Origin of the sequence: Streptomyces sp. cg36, from assembly GCF_041080675.1 — a bacterium.
In the GTDB taxonomy this organism is placed as follows: domain Bacteria; phylum Actinomycetota; class Actinomycetes; order Streptomycetales; family Streptomycetaceae; genus Streptomyces.
In genome coordinates, this window is the sequence record NZ_CP163520.1 from 952,000 (window position 1) to 968,887 (window position 16,888).

11 protein-coding genes are annotated in these 16,888 nt (G+C 71.5%); 7 read left to right on the plus strand and 4 right to left on the minus strand.

Annotated features, from left to right (window positions below; all coding sequences use genetic code 11):
• Positions 1–18 precede the first annotated feature (18 nt).
• From AB5J87_RS04210 to AB5J87_RS04220, 3 genes are read right to left on the minus strand one after another with little or no spacing between them, the layout of a single operon-like run.
• Complete coding sequence (locus AB5J87_RS04210) at positions 19–1,968, minus strand: substrate-binding domain-containing protein (protein ID WP_369374052.1); 1,950 nt, start codon at positions 1,966–1,968, stop codon at positions 19–21.
• Positions 1,958–3,496, minus strand: a complete 1,539-nt coding sequence (locus AB5J87_RS04215; protein WP_369374054.1) for a sugar ABC transporter ATP-binding protein — start codon at positions 3,494–3,496, stop codon at positions 1,958–1,960. The genes AB5J87_RS04210 and AB5J87_RS04215 overlap by 11 nt, the downstream gene beginning before the upstream one ends.
• Positions 3,493–4,530, minus strand: a complete 1,038-nt coding sequence (locus AB5J87_RS04220; RefSeq protein ID WP_369374056.1) for a LacI family DNA-binding transcriptional regulator — start codon at positions 4,528–4,530, stop codon at positions 3,493–3,495. Before AB5J87_RS04220 ends, AB5J87_RS04215 begins: the two co-directional genes overlap by 4 nt.
• Before the next feature lie 319 nt (positions 4,531–4,849).
• Here AB5J87_RS04220 and AB5J87_RS04225 point away from each other — a divergent pair, with 319 nt between their 5' ends.
• The 7 genes from AB5J87_RS04225 (at position 4,850) to AB5J87_RS04255 (ending at position 15,252) form a co-directional block, all read left to right on the plus strand.
• Positions 4,850–7,132: a WD40/YVTN/BNR-like repeat-containing protein gene (locus AB5J87_RS04225; protein ID WP_369374058.1), complete on the plus strand. Its 2,283-nt coding sequence runs from the start codon at positions 4,850–4,852 to the stop codon at positions 7,130–7,132.
• Positions 7,133–7,358: 226 nt separating this feature from the next.
• On the plus strand, positions 7,359–8,855 hold the full coding sequence (locus tag AB5J87_RS04230) for a hydrolase (RefSeq protein ID WP_369374060.1): 1,497 nt from the start codon (positions 7,359–7,361) through the stop codon (positions 8,853–8,855).
• 172 nt (positions 8,856–9,027) lie between these two features.
• A complete protein-coding gene (locus tag AB5J87_RS04235; protein ID WP_369374062.1) occupies positions 9,028–10,278 on the plus strand; it encodes a YncE family protein in 1,251 nt (416 codons plus the stop codon).
• Positions 10,279–10,464: 186 nt separating this feature from the next.
• Complete coding sequence (locus tag AB5J87_RS04240; RefSeq protein ID WP_369374064.1) at positions 10,465–10,851, plus strand: tyrosinase family oxidase copper chaperone; 387 nt, start codon at positions 10,465–10,467, stop codon at positions 10,849–10,851.
• Positions 10,852–10,867: 16 nt separating this feature from the next.
• The gene (locus AB5J87_RS04245) at positions 10,868–11,713 is read left to right on the plus strand and encodes a tyrosinase family protein (protein WP_369374066.1); all 846 of its coding nucleotides are present in this window, start codon (positions 10,868–10,870) and stop codon (positions 11,711–11,713) included.
• Between the two features lie 330 nt (positions 11,714–12,043).
• On the plus strand, positions 12,044–13,846 hold the full coding sequence (locus tag AB5J87_RS04250) for a M4 family metallopeptidase (protein WP_369374068.1): 1,803 nt from the start codon (positions 12,044–12,046) through the stop codon (positions 13,844–13,846).
• 284 nt (positions 13,847–14,130) lie between these two features.
• Positions 14,131–15,252: a M4 family metallopeptidase gene (locus tag AB5J87_RS04255; RefSeq protein WP_369374070.1), complete on the plus strand. Its 1,122-nt coding sequence runs from the start codon at positions 14,131–14,133 to the stop codon at positions 15,250–15,252.
• Here the strand turns inward: AB5J87_RS04255 and AB5J87_RS04260 are convergent.
• Positions 15,239–16,720, minus strand: coding sequence for an MFS transporter (locus AB5J87_RS04260; protein ID WP_369374072.1), 1,482 nt, complete (start codon positions 16,718–16,720; stop codon positions 15,239–15,241). The two genes, AB5J87_RS04255 and AB5J87_RS04260, sit on opposite strands and share 14 nt — an antisense overlap.
• Positions 16,721–16,888 lie beyond the last annotated feature (168 nt).

Consider the following 16,888-nt stretch of genomic DNA (forward strand, 5'->3'; position numbering starts at 1 on the left):
GGGGCTCGGTGGCCGTGGTCACTGGAAGTCGGCGACGTTCTGCCGGGTGACGACCAGCACCTGGACCTTCACCGTGCTCTCCACCCGCTCGCCCCCGGCCGCCCGTACCGCGTTGCGGACGGCGATCCGGCCGAGTTCGGCGGGCTGTTGCGCGACCGACGCGTACAGCGTGCCCGCTGAGACCGCCTTCAGGCCATCGGGGGTGCCGTCGAAGCCGACCACGGCGACGGAGGAGCCCGCACGGGCGCCCAGTGCCTTGATCGCGCCGAGCGCCATCTCGTCGTTCTCGGCGAAGACCCCGGCCACGTCCGGGTGGGACTGGAGGAGGTTGGTCATCACGTCGAGGCCCTTGGTGCGGTCGAAGTCGGCGGGCTGACGGGCCACCACGGTGATCCCGGGGTACGCCGTGATGCCCTCGGCGAAGCCCTGCCCGCGCTCTCGGGAGGCGGAGGTGCCCGCGGTGCCCTGGAGGACGACGACGCTGCCCCGGCCGCCGAGCTTGTCGGCGAGGGCCTTGGCGGCGAGCCTGCCGCCCGCGACGTTGTCGGAGGCGACGAGGGTGGCGACGTCGGCCTTGTTGACGCCCCGGTCGGCGGCGACGACGGGAACGCCCGCCTTGTTCGCGGCCCGTACGGACGGGCCGACCGCGTCGGAGTCCACCGGGTTGACGATGATCGACTTCATGCCGGAGCCGGTGAAGTTCTGGATCTGGTTGGCCTGTTGGGAGGCGTCGTTCTGGGCGTCGGTGACGGTGAGGTCGATCCCGGCCGCCTTGGCCTCGGCCTCCGCCCCGGCCTTCATCTGGACGAAGAAGGGGTTGTTGAGGGTGGAGAGCGACATGCCCACCTTGGTCGACTTGCCGGACGCGCCCGGGTGGACGAAGGAGAGGGCGCCCAGCACGGCGGCCAGTCCCACCGCGCCCAGGGCCAGCTTGGCCGCCCCGCGCCCACCGCCGAAGCCGCCGGGCCCGGCGCCGCCCGCGCCCGGCACGGCCCCGGCGCGCCGGCGCAGGGTGTCGAGCAGGACGGCTAGGGCGATGACGACTCCGATGACCACCTGCTGCCAGAAGGCGGACACGGACAGCAGGTTGAGGCCGTTGCGCAGCACGGCGAGGATCAGCGCGCCGATCAGGGTGCCGGACGCCTTGCCGACGCCGCCGGACAGGCTGGCGCCGCCGATCACCACGGCCGCGATCGCGTCCAGCTCGTACCCCTGGGCGGCCTGCGGCTGGGCGGAGACCAGCCGGGAGGCCAGCACGATGCCCGCGACGGCCGCGAACAGGCCGGAGAGCGCGTAGATGGCGACCTTCTGCCGCTTGACCCGCAGCCCGGACAGCCGGGCGGCCTCCTCGTTGCCGCCGATGGCGTACATCGAGCGGCCCAGATACGTACGGGTCAGGATCAGGGCGGTGAGCAGGCCCATCGCCACCATCACCAGGACGGGGACGGGCAGATGGCCGCCGAGGGTGTCGCCGACGCGGGAGACGGACCCGGGGAAGGCGATCGGGCTTCCCTGCGAGATGACCAGGGACAGGCCACGGCCCACCGAGAGCATCGCCAGGGTGGCGATGAACGGCGGGAGCTTGCCGTAGGCGACGAGCGCTCCGCTGACCAGGCCGCAGGCGATGCCGGTGCCGACTGCGAACAGGACGGCCAGCCACACCGGCAGGCCCTGCTTGGTGGCCGTCCAGGCGAGCACGGTCGCGGAGAGCGCCGCCACCGATCCCACCGACAGGTCGATGCCCGCCGAGACGATCACGAAGGTGACGCCGAAGGCGAGGATCGCGGTGACGGCGGCCTGGACACCGACGTTGAGCAGGTTCTGGGTGGTGAGGAAGTCCCCGGAGAGCAGCGACATCGCCACCACGAGGACCACCAGGGCGCTGAGCGCGCCGTTGTCGAGCAGGAGACGGCGGAGCGCGGGGGCGCCACTCGCGCCCCGGGTGCTCTGGAGCGTGTCAGTGGCCACGGGAGCCCTCCACATCGTTCGTCGCTGGGGTGGGTACGGCCGCCGCGCCGACGGCGAGTTCCATCACGGCTTCCTGGGTGGCCAGGTGCGCGGGGAGCTCCCCGGCGATCCGGCCCTGGGCCATGACGAGCACCCGGTCGCTCATGCCGAGGACCTCGGGCAGATCGCTGGAGATCATGAGGACGGCGTGTCCGGAGGCGGTGAGTTCATTGATGAGCTGGTAGATCTCGACCTTGGCGCCGACGTCGATGCCCCGGGTCGGTTCGTCGAGGATGAGCACCTTCGTGTCGGCCAGCAGCCACTTGCCGATGACGACCTTCTGCTGGTTGCCGCCGGACAGGGTGCGCACCGGCTGCCCGAGCCCGGCCATGCGGACGCCCAGTTCCCCGGCGATCCGCGCGGCGGCGGTGCGTTGGCCCTTGCGGTCGACGAGTCCGGCGCGGGTGGCCGAGCGCAGGGTGACCAGGCCGAGGTTCTCCTGCACGGAGGCGTCCAGGACGAGGCCCTGGCCCTTGCGGTCCTCGGGGACGAGGCCGAGGCCGGCGTCCATCGCGGCGCCGACGTCGTGGCGGGGCAGCGGCGCGCCGCCGACGTGGACGGTGCCGCTGTCGTAGCGGTCGGCGCCGAAGACCGCGCGGGCGACCTCGGTGCGTCCGGCGCCGACCAGACCGGCCAGCCCCACGACCTCCCCGGCCCGCACCTCGAAGCCGACGTCGTGGAAGGCGCCGTCGCGGGTCAGTCCGCGCACCGAGAGCAACGGGGGCCCGGTGTCCGGGCGTTCGCGCGGGTAGTGCTGGTCGATGCCGCGCCCGACCATCAGCCGGACGAGTTCGTCCTGCGGGGTCGTGGCGGGCACCTGGCCGACGCTGCGGCCGTCGCGCAGCACGGTGACGCGGTCGCCCAGGGCCGCGATCTCGTCGAGGTGGTGGGTGATGAAGACGACGCCGACGCCGTCCGCGCGCAGTGCGCGCACGATGGCGAAGAGCTTGTCGACCTCCTCGGAGGTGAGGACGGCGGTCGGCTCGTCCATGATCAGTACGCGGGCGTCCAGGCTGAGCGCCTTGGCGATCTCCACCATCTGGAGCCGGGCGATGCCCAGTTCGCGCACGCGCGTCCGGGGTGCGACGTCGACGCCCACCCGTTCCAGGAGCGCGGCGGCCTCCGCCTCCATCCGGCGGCGGTCGATCAGGCCGTAGCGGCGCGGCTGGCGGCCCAGGAAGACGTTCTCGGCGACGGTGAGGTCGGGGACGAGGTTGAACTCCTGGTGGATGGTGGCGATCCCGAGCCGCTCGGCGTCCTGGGCGCCGTGGACGCGCACCTCCTCGCCGCCGACGAGGACGCGTCCGGCGTCGGGGCGGTGGACGCCGGAGAGCATCTTGATCAGGGTGCTCTTGCCGGCGCCGTTCTCGCCGAGCAGGACGTGCACCTCGCCGCGGCGCAGCTCGAAGTCGACGCCGTCCAGCGCGACGACGCCGGGGAACTCCTTGCGCACGCCTTCGACGCGCAGCAACTCGTCGGTGCCGCTCATGGCCTGCTCCTGGACGTACGGTCGGGGGCGGATCCGTCCGGCGCGGCCTCGCCGCAGGAGCGGCGGACCACCAGACGGGCGGGCAGGGTGACCGGTTCGGGGGTCCGTCCCTCGATGCGGTCGACGAGCGCGCGGACCGCGGCGCGGCCGAGCTCGCCGGTGGGCTGGGCGATCGCGGTGATCGGCGGATCGGTGTGCACGAACCAGGGGATGTCGTCGAACGCGGCGAGCCCGATGTCGTGCGGCACCCGCAGCCCGCGGGCCCGGATGGCGTCGAGCGCGCCGAGCGCCATCAGGTTGTCGGCGGCGAAGACCACGTCGGGCGGCTCGGGCAGGGCGAGGAAGCGTTCGGTGGCCCGGCGCCCGCTGTCGGCCTGGAAGTCGCCCTGGCCGATGTGGGCGTCGGGCAGCGGGAGGTGGTGCTCGCGCAGGGCGTCCCGGAAGGCCGCGACGCGTTCGCTGCCGGTGGTGGTGGCCGCCGGACCGGCGATGATGGCGAGCCTGCGGTGGCCGAGTCCGTGCAGATGGGCGACCAGGTCGCGGATGGCGGCGCGGCCGTCGGCGCGGACGACGGGGACGTCCACGCCGGGGATCCAGCGGTCGACGAAGACCATGGGGGTGCCCGCGCGGGCCGCCTCCAGCATCAGCGGCGAGCCGCCGTCGGTGGGCGAGACCAGCAGTCCGTCGATGCGCCGGTCGAGCAGGGTGCGGACGTGGTGGTCCTGGAGTTCGGGGCGCTCGTCGGCGTTGCCGATGATGACGCTGTAGCCCAGCGCGCGGGCCTCCTCCTCGACCGAGCGGGCCAGCTCGGTGAAGTACGGGTTGAGCACGTCGCTGATGACCAGGCCGAGGGTGCGGGTCTGGTCGGTGCGCAGGGACCGGGCGACGGCGTTGGGCCGGTAGCCGAGCGCGTCGACGGCGGCCAGGACCCGCGCGCGTGCGTCGGGGCTGACGGAGGGGTGGCTGTTGAGGACGCGCGAGACGGTGGCGACGGACACCCCCGCCCGTGCCGCGACGTCCTTGATGCTCGCCATGTGCGGGACCACCTCCGCTGCGGACCCGGGGTCCGGGACCTCTTGGAATCGATTACACGGAGGATTGGAATCGATTACACGCCACTCGGCAACCCCCTTCCCGCCCTCCGAGATCCGATCGTGATGACCGCCCGCCAGGCCGGGCGCCGCCCGACGGCCCGGACGGGCGGCTCCGGCAGCGACCGATTCCCACCGCCTCCGCCCACCAACTACTGGTGCTGGTGCGGCAGTTGATGAAAACTCTCCCCCTGTCACGTACCGAGGAACGCTCTTCCACTCGTCGCGCGCCGGCCGCGCCGGCCCGCGTAAGGAGCCGTCCATGCGTACAGGAAGAACCGGAAGGCTACGCGCCGCCGCCGTCGCGGTCCTGGCGGTCGCCGGGCTGCTGGCCCCCGCGGGCCACGCCGCAGGGGCCGCGGCCCACGAGGCCGGGGCCGAGACGCAGGAGGCCGGGGTCCAACAGGCCGGGGCCGGGACGCAGGAGGAGGACGACGACGCGGGCCCGGCCGCACCCGCCGAGTACAGCTACCTCCAGAAGGCGGTGCCGGGCCTGCCGCTGCCCCGGCACGCCTACGACACGGCCGCAGCCCAGGCCGAGGCGCTCCCGGCCACCGGCGGCACCTGGCAGGGCGTCGGCCCCACCAACATCGGCGGCCGGGTCACCTCCCTCGCCCTCGACCCGCGCCACCCCGACACCCTGTACGCGGCGGCGGCCAGCGGCGGGGTGTGGCGCTCGACGGACGCGGGGCGCACCTTCGCGCCCGCCTGGCCCGAGCGCGGCACCCAGGCCATGGGCGCGCTCGCCACCGCCCCCGACGGCACCCTGTACGCGGGCACCGGCGAGCCCAACCCGGGCGGCGGCAGCGTGACGTACGAGGGCACCGGCGTCTACCGCTCCACCGACCAGGGCCGCAGCTGGCGGGCCGTGGGGCTGCGGGACTCGGGCGCGGTCGGCGCCCTCGCGGTGGACCCGCGCCGCCCGCGCCGGATCCTGGCGGCGGCCACCGGCTCGCTCTACAACGGGGGCGGCGACCGGGGCGTCTACCTCTCCGACGACGCGGGCGGCTCGTGGCGGCGGGTGCTGGACGTGCCCAACGCCTTCACCGGCGCGGTCGACGTCCAGCGCGACCCGGCGGACCCGGACCGCGTCTACGCGGTGCTCTGGGACCACCGGCGCGTACCGGACCGGCGCACCTACGGCGGTACGGGCTCCGGCGTCTACCGCTCCGACGACGGCGGCCGTCACTGGCACCGGCTCGGCGGCGGGCTGCCCACCGCCGACTCGGGCCGCATCGGCCTGGGTGTCGCCGCCTCCGCGCCCGGCCGTCTGTACGCCCTGGTCGGTGCGACAGACGGCGCGTTCGGCTCCTTCCTCACCTCGGCGGACCACGGGGAGCACTGGACGAAACTGCCCGACAGCGCGGTGCTCACCGACTCCCAGTCGAGCTATTCGTGGTGGTTCGGCAAGGTGTGGGTCGACCCGGCCGACGCCGGACACGTCCACGCGGCCGGGGTGGGCCTGCTGACCACCGAGGACGGCGGGGCGACCTGGACCAGCGAGGAGGACGCGGTCCACGCCGACCAGCACGCGATGATCTGGGACCCGCGCCACCCCGGCCGGGTCTATCTGGGCAACGACGGCGGCGTCTACCGCTCGGACGCGCGCGGCGACGGCGGCTGGACCAAGGCGGTGTACGAGCCGTGGACCCAGCTCTACACGGTGGCGGCCACCCCGCAGGACCCCGCCCGCATCTCCGGCGGCGCGCAGGACAACGGCTCGATCCGCTCCTGGGGCGGCGACCGGTTCAACGAGTACCTGGGCGGCGACGGCCTCCAGAACCTCATCGACCCCACCGACCCCGACCGGGTGTACGCCTGCTACCAGTACGGCAACTGCTTCCGCTCCACGGACGGCGGCGCCACGCTGAGCGAGTACACCGACTCCACCACCGCCGAGCGGCGCAACTGGCTCACCCCCGTCCAGTTCGACCCGGTCGACCCCCGGGTCCTCTACTACGGCGGCGACCGCCTCAACCGGTCCGCCGACGGCGGCGCGACCTGGCAGCCGATCAGCCCCGACCTCACCGGCGGCCCCGGCCGCGACAGCTATCCGTACGGCACGATCACCACGGTCGCCGCCGCGCGGGACGGCCGTACCGTGTGGGCGGGCACGGACGACGGACGGGTGTGGGTGACCCGCGACCTCGGCGCCCACTGGACGCGGGTGCTCTCGGGTCAGCCCTGGGTGACCCGGATCGCGGTGGACCCGGCCGATCCGGCGACCGCGTACGTCTCGCTCTCCGGCTACCGCTCGGGCTCAGCGCAGCCGCATCTGCTGCGGACCCGGGACGCGGGGGCGAGATGGGCCGATCTGTCCGGAAACCTTCCCCAGGCGCCGGTGAACGACGTGGTGCTCACTGGCCGGAACACGCTCTACGCCGCCACCGACCAGGGGGTGTTCGTGAGCGGGCGCGGCGGCTGGCGGCGGCTGGGCGGCGGGCTGCCGCTGGTGCCGGTGTCGGACATCACATACGACCCGGCCGGGCACCGTCTGGTGGCCGCGACCTTCGGCCGCGGCTTCTACACCCTCCGCACCCCGTAAGCGATCTGACGCACCATCAGGCCCCCGCCGGTCCGTCCGGCGGGGGCCTTTTCGCGCGGGCGCGGCAGTGGCCGGTTCCGATGAGTCGGGCCGGGGTACTCCCCCGATGAATTCTCGCCATGTACCGTTCAAACGCGCGTGGTCCGGACGTACCCCAACTGCCGTTCTACGCGCGCAGACTGGGCGCCCGCACCGCCTCTCCCCCACCCCTCATGGAGGTAGCAGGATGCTCCGAACCCGGAGTTCCACACGGCCACGGCTGACGATCGCCACCACACTGGCCGTGTTCGGTCTGCTGGGCGGCGGCACCGCCGCCCTCGCGGCCACCGCACCGACCGGCGCCGCGCCGACCGCCGCCGCGGCCACCGCACCGCACCGCGTGCTCTTCGACAACTCGAAGGCCGAGACCGCCGGCAACGCCGACTGGATCATCAGCACCAGCCAGCCCGACCCGCTGGGCCAGAAGGCCAATCCCTCGGCGGAGACCGACTGGACCGGTGCGCTCTCCTCCTGGGGCGTCGCGCTCCAGAAGACGGGCAACTACTCCCTCAAGACGCTGCCGTCGGGCAACACCATCACGTACGGCACGTCCTCGCCGCTGGACCTGCAGAACTTCGACACGTTCGTGCTCCCCGAGCCCAACGTGCTCCTCTCGGCGGCGGAGAAGACCGCCGTCATGAAGTTCGTGCAGAACGGCGGAGGTCTCTTCATGATCTCCGACCACACCGGCTCCGACCGCAACAACGACGGCGCCGACGCGGTCAAGGTCCTCAACGACCTGATGACCAACAACAGCGTGGACAGCACCGACCCGTTCGGCTTCTCCGTCGACGCGCTCAACATCGCCAACGACAACCCCAGGGCCATCTCCAGCACCACCGACCCGGTGCTGAACGGATCCTTCGGGAAGGTCACCGGCAGCATCATCCGCAACGGCACCACCGTCACCCTCAAGCCCGCCGACAACCCGGCGGTCAAGGGCCTGGTGTACCGGACCGGCTCCTCGGGCAACACCGGCGCCTTCTTCGCGACCAGCACCTTCGGCAGCGGCCGGGTGGCGTTCTGGGGCGACAGCTCGCCGATCGACGACGGCACCGGCCAGCCCGGCAACACCCTCTTCGACGGCTGGGACGACCCGGCGGGCACGGACGCGGCCCTCGCCCTCAACGGTACGGAGTGGCTCTCCGGCGCCGCCGGTTCGGGCGGCACGGGCGGTACCGGCGGCACCGGTGGCGGAGGCGGCGGCACCTGCACCGCGGCCCAGCTGCTCGGCAACCCCGGCTTCGAGTCCGGCGACTCGGTGTGGTCCGGCAGCAGCGGGGTCATCACCACCGACTCCGGCGAGGCCGCGCACACCGGCACGTACAAGGCATGGCTGAGCGGCTACGGCTCGGCGCACACCGACACGCTGTCCCAGACGGTGACGGTACCGGCGGGCTGCACCAGCGCCAGGCTCAGCTTCTACCTGCACGTCGACACCGCCGAGACCACCACCACGACGGCGTACGACACGCTCAAGGCGCAGGTGACCGACGCGGGCGGGACGGTCCTCTCCACGCTCGCCACCTACTCCAACCTCAATGCCGCGAACGGCTACCAGCAGCGCACCTTCGACCTGAGCGGCTACGCCGGGCAGACGGTGACGCTGAAGTTCACCGGCACCGAGGGCTCCACGCTGCAGACGTCGTTCGTCATCGACGACACCGCGCTCGACGTGAGCTGACACCAGCCGACCGCCGACGGCCGCCGCCCGCCCCGCTCCGGGGTGGGCGGCGGCCGTCGTTCGTGCGGCGGGCCCGTCACGGACCTTGTCTTGTCGGCCGCCGCTCATTACCTTCCCGTAACCACCCCGCACACCATTGTCATGCTCTCCACAAGCTCACACCGGAGTGACGATGTCCGTTTCCCGTACGCTCGGTTCCCTGGCGGCCGTCGCGGCCCTCGTCGCGGCCGGGACGCCCGCCTCCGCCACCGGCGCGTCCGCGTCCGGAGCCACCGCCCTGCGCGAGGTCATGTTCGTCGGCAACAACTGGGACGGCACCGCCGACGTCGTGGCGTCCGGCGGCGACTTCGCCAGGATCGGCCGGGTCAACGTGATCCCCGACAAGGACCAACGGCTCACCGAGATCTACCTCAACCCCATCAAACTCGCCTACTTCCTGGGCATCCGCCAGGGTCCCGGCGAAGGGCACGACCAGTTCGTGGACGACATGTACACCACGCCCGACGGCTCGGCCGTGGTCGTCTCGCGCCCCAGCTTCGCCGACGTCGTCTCCATCGACCTGGCCACCGGCCGCGTCAACTGGCGCTTCCCCGTGTCGGGTTACCGCTCGGACCACATGGCGGTCTCCCCCGACGGCACCGAGGTCGCCGTCTCCGCCTCCACCTCCAACACCGTGCACGTCCTCGACATCACCACCGGCCGGCAGCTCGGCTCGTTCGCGACCGGCGACAAACCCCACGAGAACGTCTTCACCGACGGCGGCAAATACCTCTGGAACATGGCGATCGGCGAGGTCAACACCGACCTGGACGCCCCCTGGCTCGACTGGACCAAGGGCGACCGGCACATCACGATCGTGGACGCGCACACCTTCAAGCAGGTGAAGACCATCGACATGCGCGAACGGCTCGACGCGTACGGCCGCACCGACCTCTCCGACGCCGTACGGCCCGTGGTCTTCACCCCCGACGAGTCCACGCTCTACTTCCAGGTGTCGTTCTTCAACGGGTTCCTTGAGTACGACATCGCCGCCGACCGGATCACCCGGCTCAAGACGCTCCCCAAGAACCCCGCCACCAGCGAGGACCGCACCACCTGGGTCAACGACTCGCGCCACCACGGGCTTTCCCTCAGCCCGGACGGAGCCAAGCTGTGCGTCGCGGGGACGATGGACGACTACGCGACGGTCGTCGACCGTTCAACGCTGCGGGAGGGCCCGCTGGTTCCCGCCTCCAAGCCGTACTGGGCGACCGTGAGCGGCGACGGCAAGTCCTGCGTCATCTCGGAGAGCGGGGCCGACCGGATCACCGCCATCGACTTCGCCACCGGCCGCAAGACCGTGTCGGTCGCGGTCGGCGACCACCCCCAGCGCGTCCGGATCGGCCATGTCCCCGCCGACTGGACCGGCCCCTCGGCGCACTGACCCGCCCGGATCCCCCGTCGCACATCGGCGCGTATGTCGGACAACAGCGAAACCCACTAGATGTCCTTTACGCGTCGAAGATCTGCTACGTTCTTGATCATCTTCGGCGCGCCCCAAGGGCGCGCCGAAGGTTTGCACACGTTCTTCTGAGGGGGGCCTCAGAGCATGACCAGAGGGGGATCCAGGGTGTCTGACCTCACCCGTCGCTCCATGCTGTCCAGGACGGCGGCCGTCGCCGCCGCCGTCGCGATCGCCGCACCCGCGGGACAGGCCGTCGCCACCGCGGCGCCGGCCGCGACCGCCGCACCGGCCGGACACGAGCACCACCACGGCCACCAGCCGTTCGACGAGATCTACGAGGGCCGCCGCATCGAGGGCCGGGCCACCGCCGGGACCGGCCACCACGACTTCGGCTTCGCCGTCTTCATCGACGGCCGCCCGCTGCACATCATGCCGCGGGCCCACGGCTGGATCAGCGTCATCAACCACTACGAGGTGTTCGACACGCCGTACGACACCGTGCGGGCCGCAGTGCTCGCGCTGCGCGGCGCCAACCTCGTCACGATGGCCTGAAAGGTCCGAAATCTCCATGGCAGTCCGTAAGAACCAGGCCAAGCTCACCGCGTCCGAGCGACGGGCGTTCGTCAACGCCCTGCTGGAGCTCAAGCGGCGCGGCGGCTACGACACCTATGTCGCCACCCACGACCGGTTCGTGATGAGCGACCTCGACGACAGTGAGCGCACGGGGCACGTCTCCCCGTCGTTCCTGCCCTGGCACCGCAAGTTCCTGATCCAGTTCGAGCAGGACCTCCAGGCCATCAACCCCTCGGTGACGGTCCCCTACTGGGACTTCACCGTCGACCGCTCGGCCACCTCCTCGCTGTTCGGCCCGGCCTTCCTCGGAGGCAACGGCCGCGAGCTGGACGGCCAGGTCATGGACGGCCCGTTCGCCTACAGCGGCGGAAAGTGGCCGATCTACCACAAGGCGGACGAACGTCCGTTCCTGATGCGCGAGCTGGGCAAGCACCCGCGCGCCCGCCAGCTGCCCACGGCCGCCGACGTCGAGGCCGCGCTCGCCATCCCGGTGTACGACGAGGCCCCCTGGAACTCGCTGTCCACGGGCGGCTTCCGCAACACCATCGAGGGGTGGGCCAACAACAACACCGGCCCGCACAACGCCGTGCACCGCTGGATCGGCGGACACATGAACACCGGTATGTCACCGAATGACCCGGTGTTCTGGTTGCTCCACTGCTTCATCGACAAGCTGTGGGCCGACTGGCAGCGCCGTCACCCCGGTTCGGGCTACCTCCCCGTGCGGCCGGTGCGGGACATCGTCGCCCTGGACCAGCCGATGAAGCCGTGGATCGAGCAGGGTGAGAGGATCACCCCCGCCGACCTGCTCGACCACCAGCGCTTCTACACCTACGAGTAGCCGGTTCCGTCCGCGCACTGTGATCACGAGCACAGTGCGCGGACGGTGCAACCATCCTGGGCGCACGCGCATCTGGACGGTTGAAACACAAAAGGCTCACGTGTCCCACAGAACTCAGAGAACACAGCACGTCGCTCTCCGGATGCCCAAGTGCAAGCAATTGTTAAATCTGAGTTCCAGGAGAACATAAGCCAAACAAACGCCTTTACATGCGCATGTCAGGCGTAGCAGGGTTCGTCCGGGGCCACACAGTCCCCGCGGTGCACAACAGCACCGTGCGTACGGGCGGTTGTAGCCGGCTGCCCCCGCATCACATAAGGACCCTCCACAGTGCGTACACCCCACATACGCAGCCTGGCGATCGCGCTGGCCGTCACCACGGCCGCGACCGTCACGGCAGGCGGCGTCGGCACCGCCTTCGCGACGTCCGCCACCACGGGTACGTCCTCCGTCGCCTCCGCCACCGCCGTCAAGTCCGTGGTCGACGCCGCGCGCGCCGCCGCCTTCGCGCACGCCGCCGCCACCGGTGTCTCCAAGGACGACACCCTGACGGCCACCGACGCGCTGATCGACCCCGACGGCAAGCAGCACGTCCGCTTCACCCGCGCCCACCAGGGCCTGCCGGTCCTCGGCGGCGACCTGGTCGTGCACCTGGACGCCAAGTCGAAGTACCTGGACGTCACCCGCGCCTCCCGCCACGAGGTCGCCGTCGCCGCCAAGACCCCGAAGCTCACCGCCGAGCAGGCCAAGGCGAAGGCCGCCTCCGTGGCGAAGGGCGACGCCGGTACGGCGGAGCTGGTCGTCGACGCGCGCGCCGGCCGCACCACGCTCGCCTACCAGATCAAGGTGAGCAACAGCAAGACCACCGAGGCGGGCGGCGTCCGCACGGTCGTCATCGACGCCGCCACCGGCGCCGTCCTCACCGACATCCCCGCCGCGGACACGTTCATCTCGCCGCGCCTCAAGGCCAAGCTGCGCCAGGGCGGGCAGAAGGCCGCCCCCCTCGCGGGCGCCTCCTCCTCCGCCGGCGCGGCGGCGACCGGCGGCAAGCCGTTCAACTCCCCGAAGACCGCGGGCATCCCGGCCGTCGGCACGGGCTCGTCGATCTTCGTCGGCAAGGTGCAGCTGAACACACTGAAGACCGGCTCCTCCTCGTACCTGCTCAAGGACGGCACGCGCGGCAACACCGAGACGCGTGACGCGGGCGGTCGCGAGCTGGAGCAGTTCTCCCAGGGCAAGGCGTTCACCAGCACCAACAACACCTGGGGCAACGGCGCCGTCACCAACCGCCAGTCGGCGGCCGTGGACGCCCAGTACGGCGTCGTCAGCACCCTCGACTTCTACAAGAAGGTCCTGGGCCGCAACGGCATCAAGAACGACGGCGCCGGCGCCCACGCGATGGTGCACTTCGGCTCCAACGTGGGCAACGCCTTCTGGTACTCCGAGTGCGGCTGCATGCTCTACGGCGACGGTGACGGCGACACCTTCACCAAGCCGCTGGTCGTGCTCGACGTCACGGGCCACGAGCTCACCCACGGCGTCGTCGACGCCACGGCCAACCTGCAGCCCACCCGGGTCGACGCGCAGGGCAACCAGTTCGGTGAGGCGGGTTCGCTCAACGAGTCGCTGGCCGACATCTTCGGCAGCAACGTCGAGTTCCAGACCAACAACCCGGCCAACCCGCCGAACTACCTGGTGGGCGAGAAGCTGGGCCTGGCCCAGACCTTCCTGCGCCGGCTGGACAAGCCGTCCCTCGACGAGCTCGAGGGCACGGTCGACTACTGGTCCCCGGCGTCGTACGACACCGAGGTGCACGCCGGTTCCGGCGTCTCCTCGCACGCGTACTACCTGCTCGCCGAGGGCAGCGGCAAGAAGACGATCAACGGGGTCAACTACGACTCCCCGACCTACGACGGTTCCACCGTCGCCGGCATCGGCCGGGACAAGGCGACGCAGATCTTCTACCGCGCCCTGACCCGCTACATGGTCTCCACCACCGACTTCCACGACGCCCGCACGGCGACGCTGAAGGCGGCCTCGGACCTGTACGGCGCGACCAGCACCGAGTACAAGACGGTGGACAAGGCATGGGCCGCCGTCAACGTCACCGCGGCGAACACGCCGAAGCGCTGACGCGGCCGACGCCGGACACCGGGTCCGCCCCGGCCCGGCGCGGTCCTTGAGGAGGCGCCCCCGCGAGACTCGCGGGGGCGCCTTCCGCGTCGCGGGGCGCCGGAGGGGCGGGGGCACGGGTTGGCCGGATCCGGTGCCGCCAGGGGTGAAGCCGCGCCAATTTCCTGACGGGACCCTGCCCATGCCGGGAGCCCTCCCCCATGCTTCGTCCCGGCGCCCACCCGGCGCCCGAGGAGCACGGGCGCCACCGCGTCCGCGCCGCCGACCGAGGGGCAGGTATTCCGATGCAGAGTCAGCCCACCCGCGGACACACCCCGCCCGGCCGGGCGGGCGGCCGGGCCGCGCTCGCGGCGGCGGCGCTCGCCGCGGCGCTCACCGCGACCGGGGTGAGCGCGGCGGCACCGGCCGCCGCCGACTCCCCCGCGCTCGGCAGTGGCACCGGGATCTTCGACGGCAGGGTCCCGCTCACCACCACCCGCACGGCCAGTACGTATCTCCTCCAGGACCCGACGCGCGGCAACACCGACACCGTCGACGGACAGACCCACGCCATCCTCACCGACGCCGACAACGTCTGGGGCAACGGGCTCCCCACCAACCGTCAATCGGCGGCGGTGGACGCCCAGTTCACGGGTGTGACGGTCTGGGACTACTTCAAGTCCTCGTTCAACAGGCTGGGCGTGCGCAACGACGGGAAGGGCGTGCGCAGTGTCGTGCACTACGGCTCCAACTACCCCGACGTCTTCTGGAGCGACGACTGCGGCTGTGTCAACTACGGCGACGGCGCGGGCAACGCCCACCCCATGACCGAACTCGACATCGGCGCGCACGAGATCACCCATGGAGTCACCTCGGCCACCGCCGGGCTCGGCTACAGCGGCGAGTCCGGCGCGCTCAACGAGTCCACCTCGGACGTCTTCGCCACCATGGTGGAGTTCCAGGCGAACATCCCCGCCGACGTGCCGGACTACTTCATCGGCGAGAAGGCCGACCTCCACGGCGACGGCACCCCGCTGCGCTATCTGGACCGCCCCTCGCGCGACGGCGCCTCCGCCGACTACTGGTCACCTTCGCTGCCCAGTCTGGACCCGCACTACGCCTCGGGCGTCGGCAACCACTTCTTCTTCCTGCTCGCCGAGGGCAGCGGCCCCCGGGTCATCAACGGCATCTCCTACGACAGCCCCACGGTCAACGGCGCCGTGCTCACCGGCATCGGCCGCACCAAGGCGGCGGCGATCTGGTACCGGGCCCTGACCCAGTACCTGACGGCCAACGCCACCTACCACACCGCCCGCGCCGCCACCCTGGCCGCCGCCCGCGACCTGTACGGGACGAGCCGGACCGAGTACGCGGCGGTGGCCGCCGCCTGGACGGCCGTCAACGTGACGGGCCCTACGCCCGGCTGACCGACAGCGGCACGGCGATGTCCTCCAGGGACTTGCCCTCGGCGTCGACGGCGAAGAACGCCGACACCACCCCGGCCACCGTCATCAGCGCGGCGCCGACGCAGAAGGCCAGCACCGCGTCGTCGACGACGCCGCTCGACGTGAGGTCGGAGAAGACCAGCGGGCCGGAGATGCCTCCGGCCGCTGTGCCGATCGCGTAGAAGAACGCGATCGCCATCGCCCGGGTCTCCATCGGGAAGATCTCACTCACCGTCAGATAAGCGGAGCTGGCCCCCGCCGAGGCGAAGAAGAGCACCACGCACCAGCACACCGTCATCGTGGTCGCGGTCAGCCACCCCTGGGAGAAGAGCCAGGCGGTGAGGAAGAGCAGCACCCCGGAGAGCAGATACGTACTGGCGATCATGATCTTGCGTCCGACGGTGTCGAAGAGGCGGCCGAGCAGCAGCGGGCCCAGGAAGTTGCCGAACGCGATGACCGCGAAGAAGTACCCGGTGGAGCCGCTGGAGACGTCGAAGAACTTCACCAGGATCGAGCCGAACCCGAAGGTGATGGCGTTGTAGAGGAACGCCTGCCCGATGAAGAGGGCGAAGCCGAGCACCGCGCGCTTGGGGTAGGTGCGGAACAGCGTCCGGGCGATCTCCAGGAACCCGACGCTCTCGCGCTGCTCGATGGTGATGGCCCGCCCGGCCGCCGGCAGCGGCTCGCCCCTCTCCTCCTGGACCTGCCGCTCCACGTCGTCCACCAGCTCCTCGGCGCCCTCCTCGTGCCCGTGGATGAACATCCACCGCGGGCTCTCCGGCACGTGCCGCCGCACCAGCAGGATGACCAGGCCGAGCACCACGCCGAGCGCGAACGTGAGCCGCCAGCCCAGGTCCTTCGGGAAGATGTCGGTGTCCAGCGCGAGGACGGAGAGCAACGCGCCGCCCATGGCACCCAGCCAGTAGCTGCCGTTGATGATGAGGTCGACGCGGCCCCGGTACTTGCTGGGGATCAGCTCGTCGATGGCGGAGTTGATCGCCGCGTACTCGCCGCCGATGCCGAAGCCGGTGAAGAACCGGAAGAGGAAGAACCACCAGGCGGAGAAGGAGAGCGCGGTCATCGCGGTCGCCGCGAGATAGACCGCGAGGGTGACCAGGAACAGCTTCTTGCGGCCGTGGCGGTCGGTGAGCCAGCCGAAGAACAGCGCGCCCGCGCAGGCACCGGCCACATAGAGGGCCGCGCCGAGCCCGGTGATCTGCGCGTCGGTGATCGCCAGACCGCTGCCGTCCTCGGAGAGGCGGCTGGCGATGTTGCCGACGACGGTGACTTCGAGGCCGTCGAGGATCCACACCGTGCCCAGACCGATGACGATCATCCAGTGCCAGCGCGACCACGGCAGCCGGTCCAGCCGCGCCGGCACTTCGGTGGTGATCTTCCGGCCCGGCGCCCCTCGGCCGGAGGCTCCCCGGCCCGTCGTCACACTGTCCATACGGTGCCTCCACTCTGCCGGGCCGTCGGAAGGCCGGTGATTGCGGACCTGCCCGCCCGGGTACCCCCAGGTCATCACGGTCAATCCCGGGCGCTTCCGGCACGGAACGCGCCCTCGCCGTACGACAGTGCCCCATGGCGTCGCCACCCCGGCGGCGCCCCGCCGCAC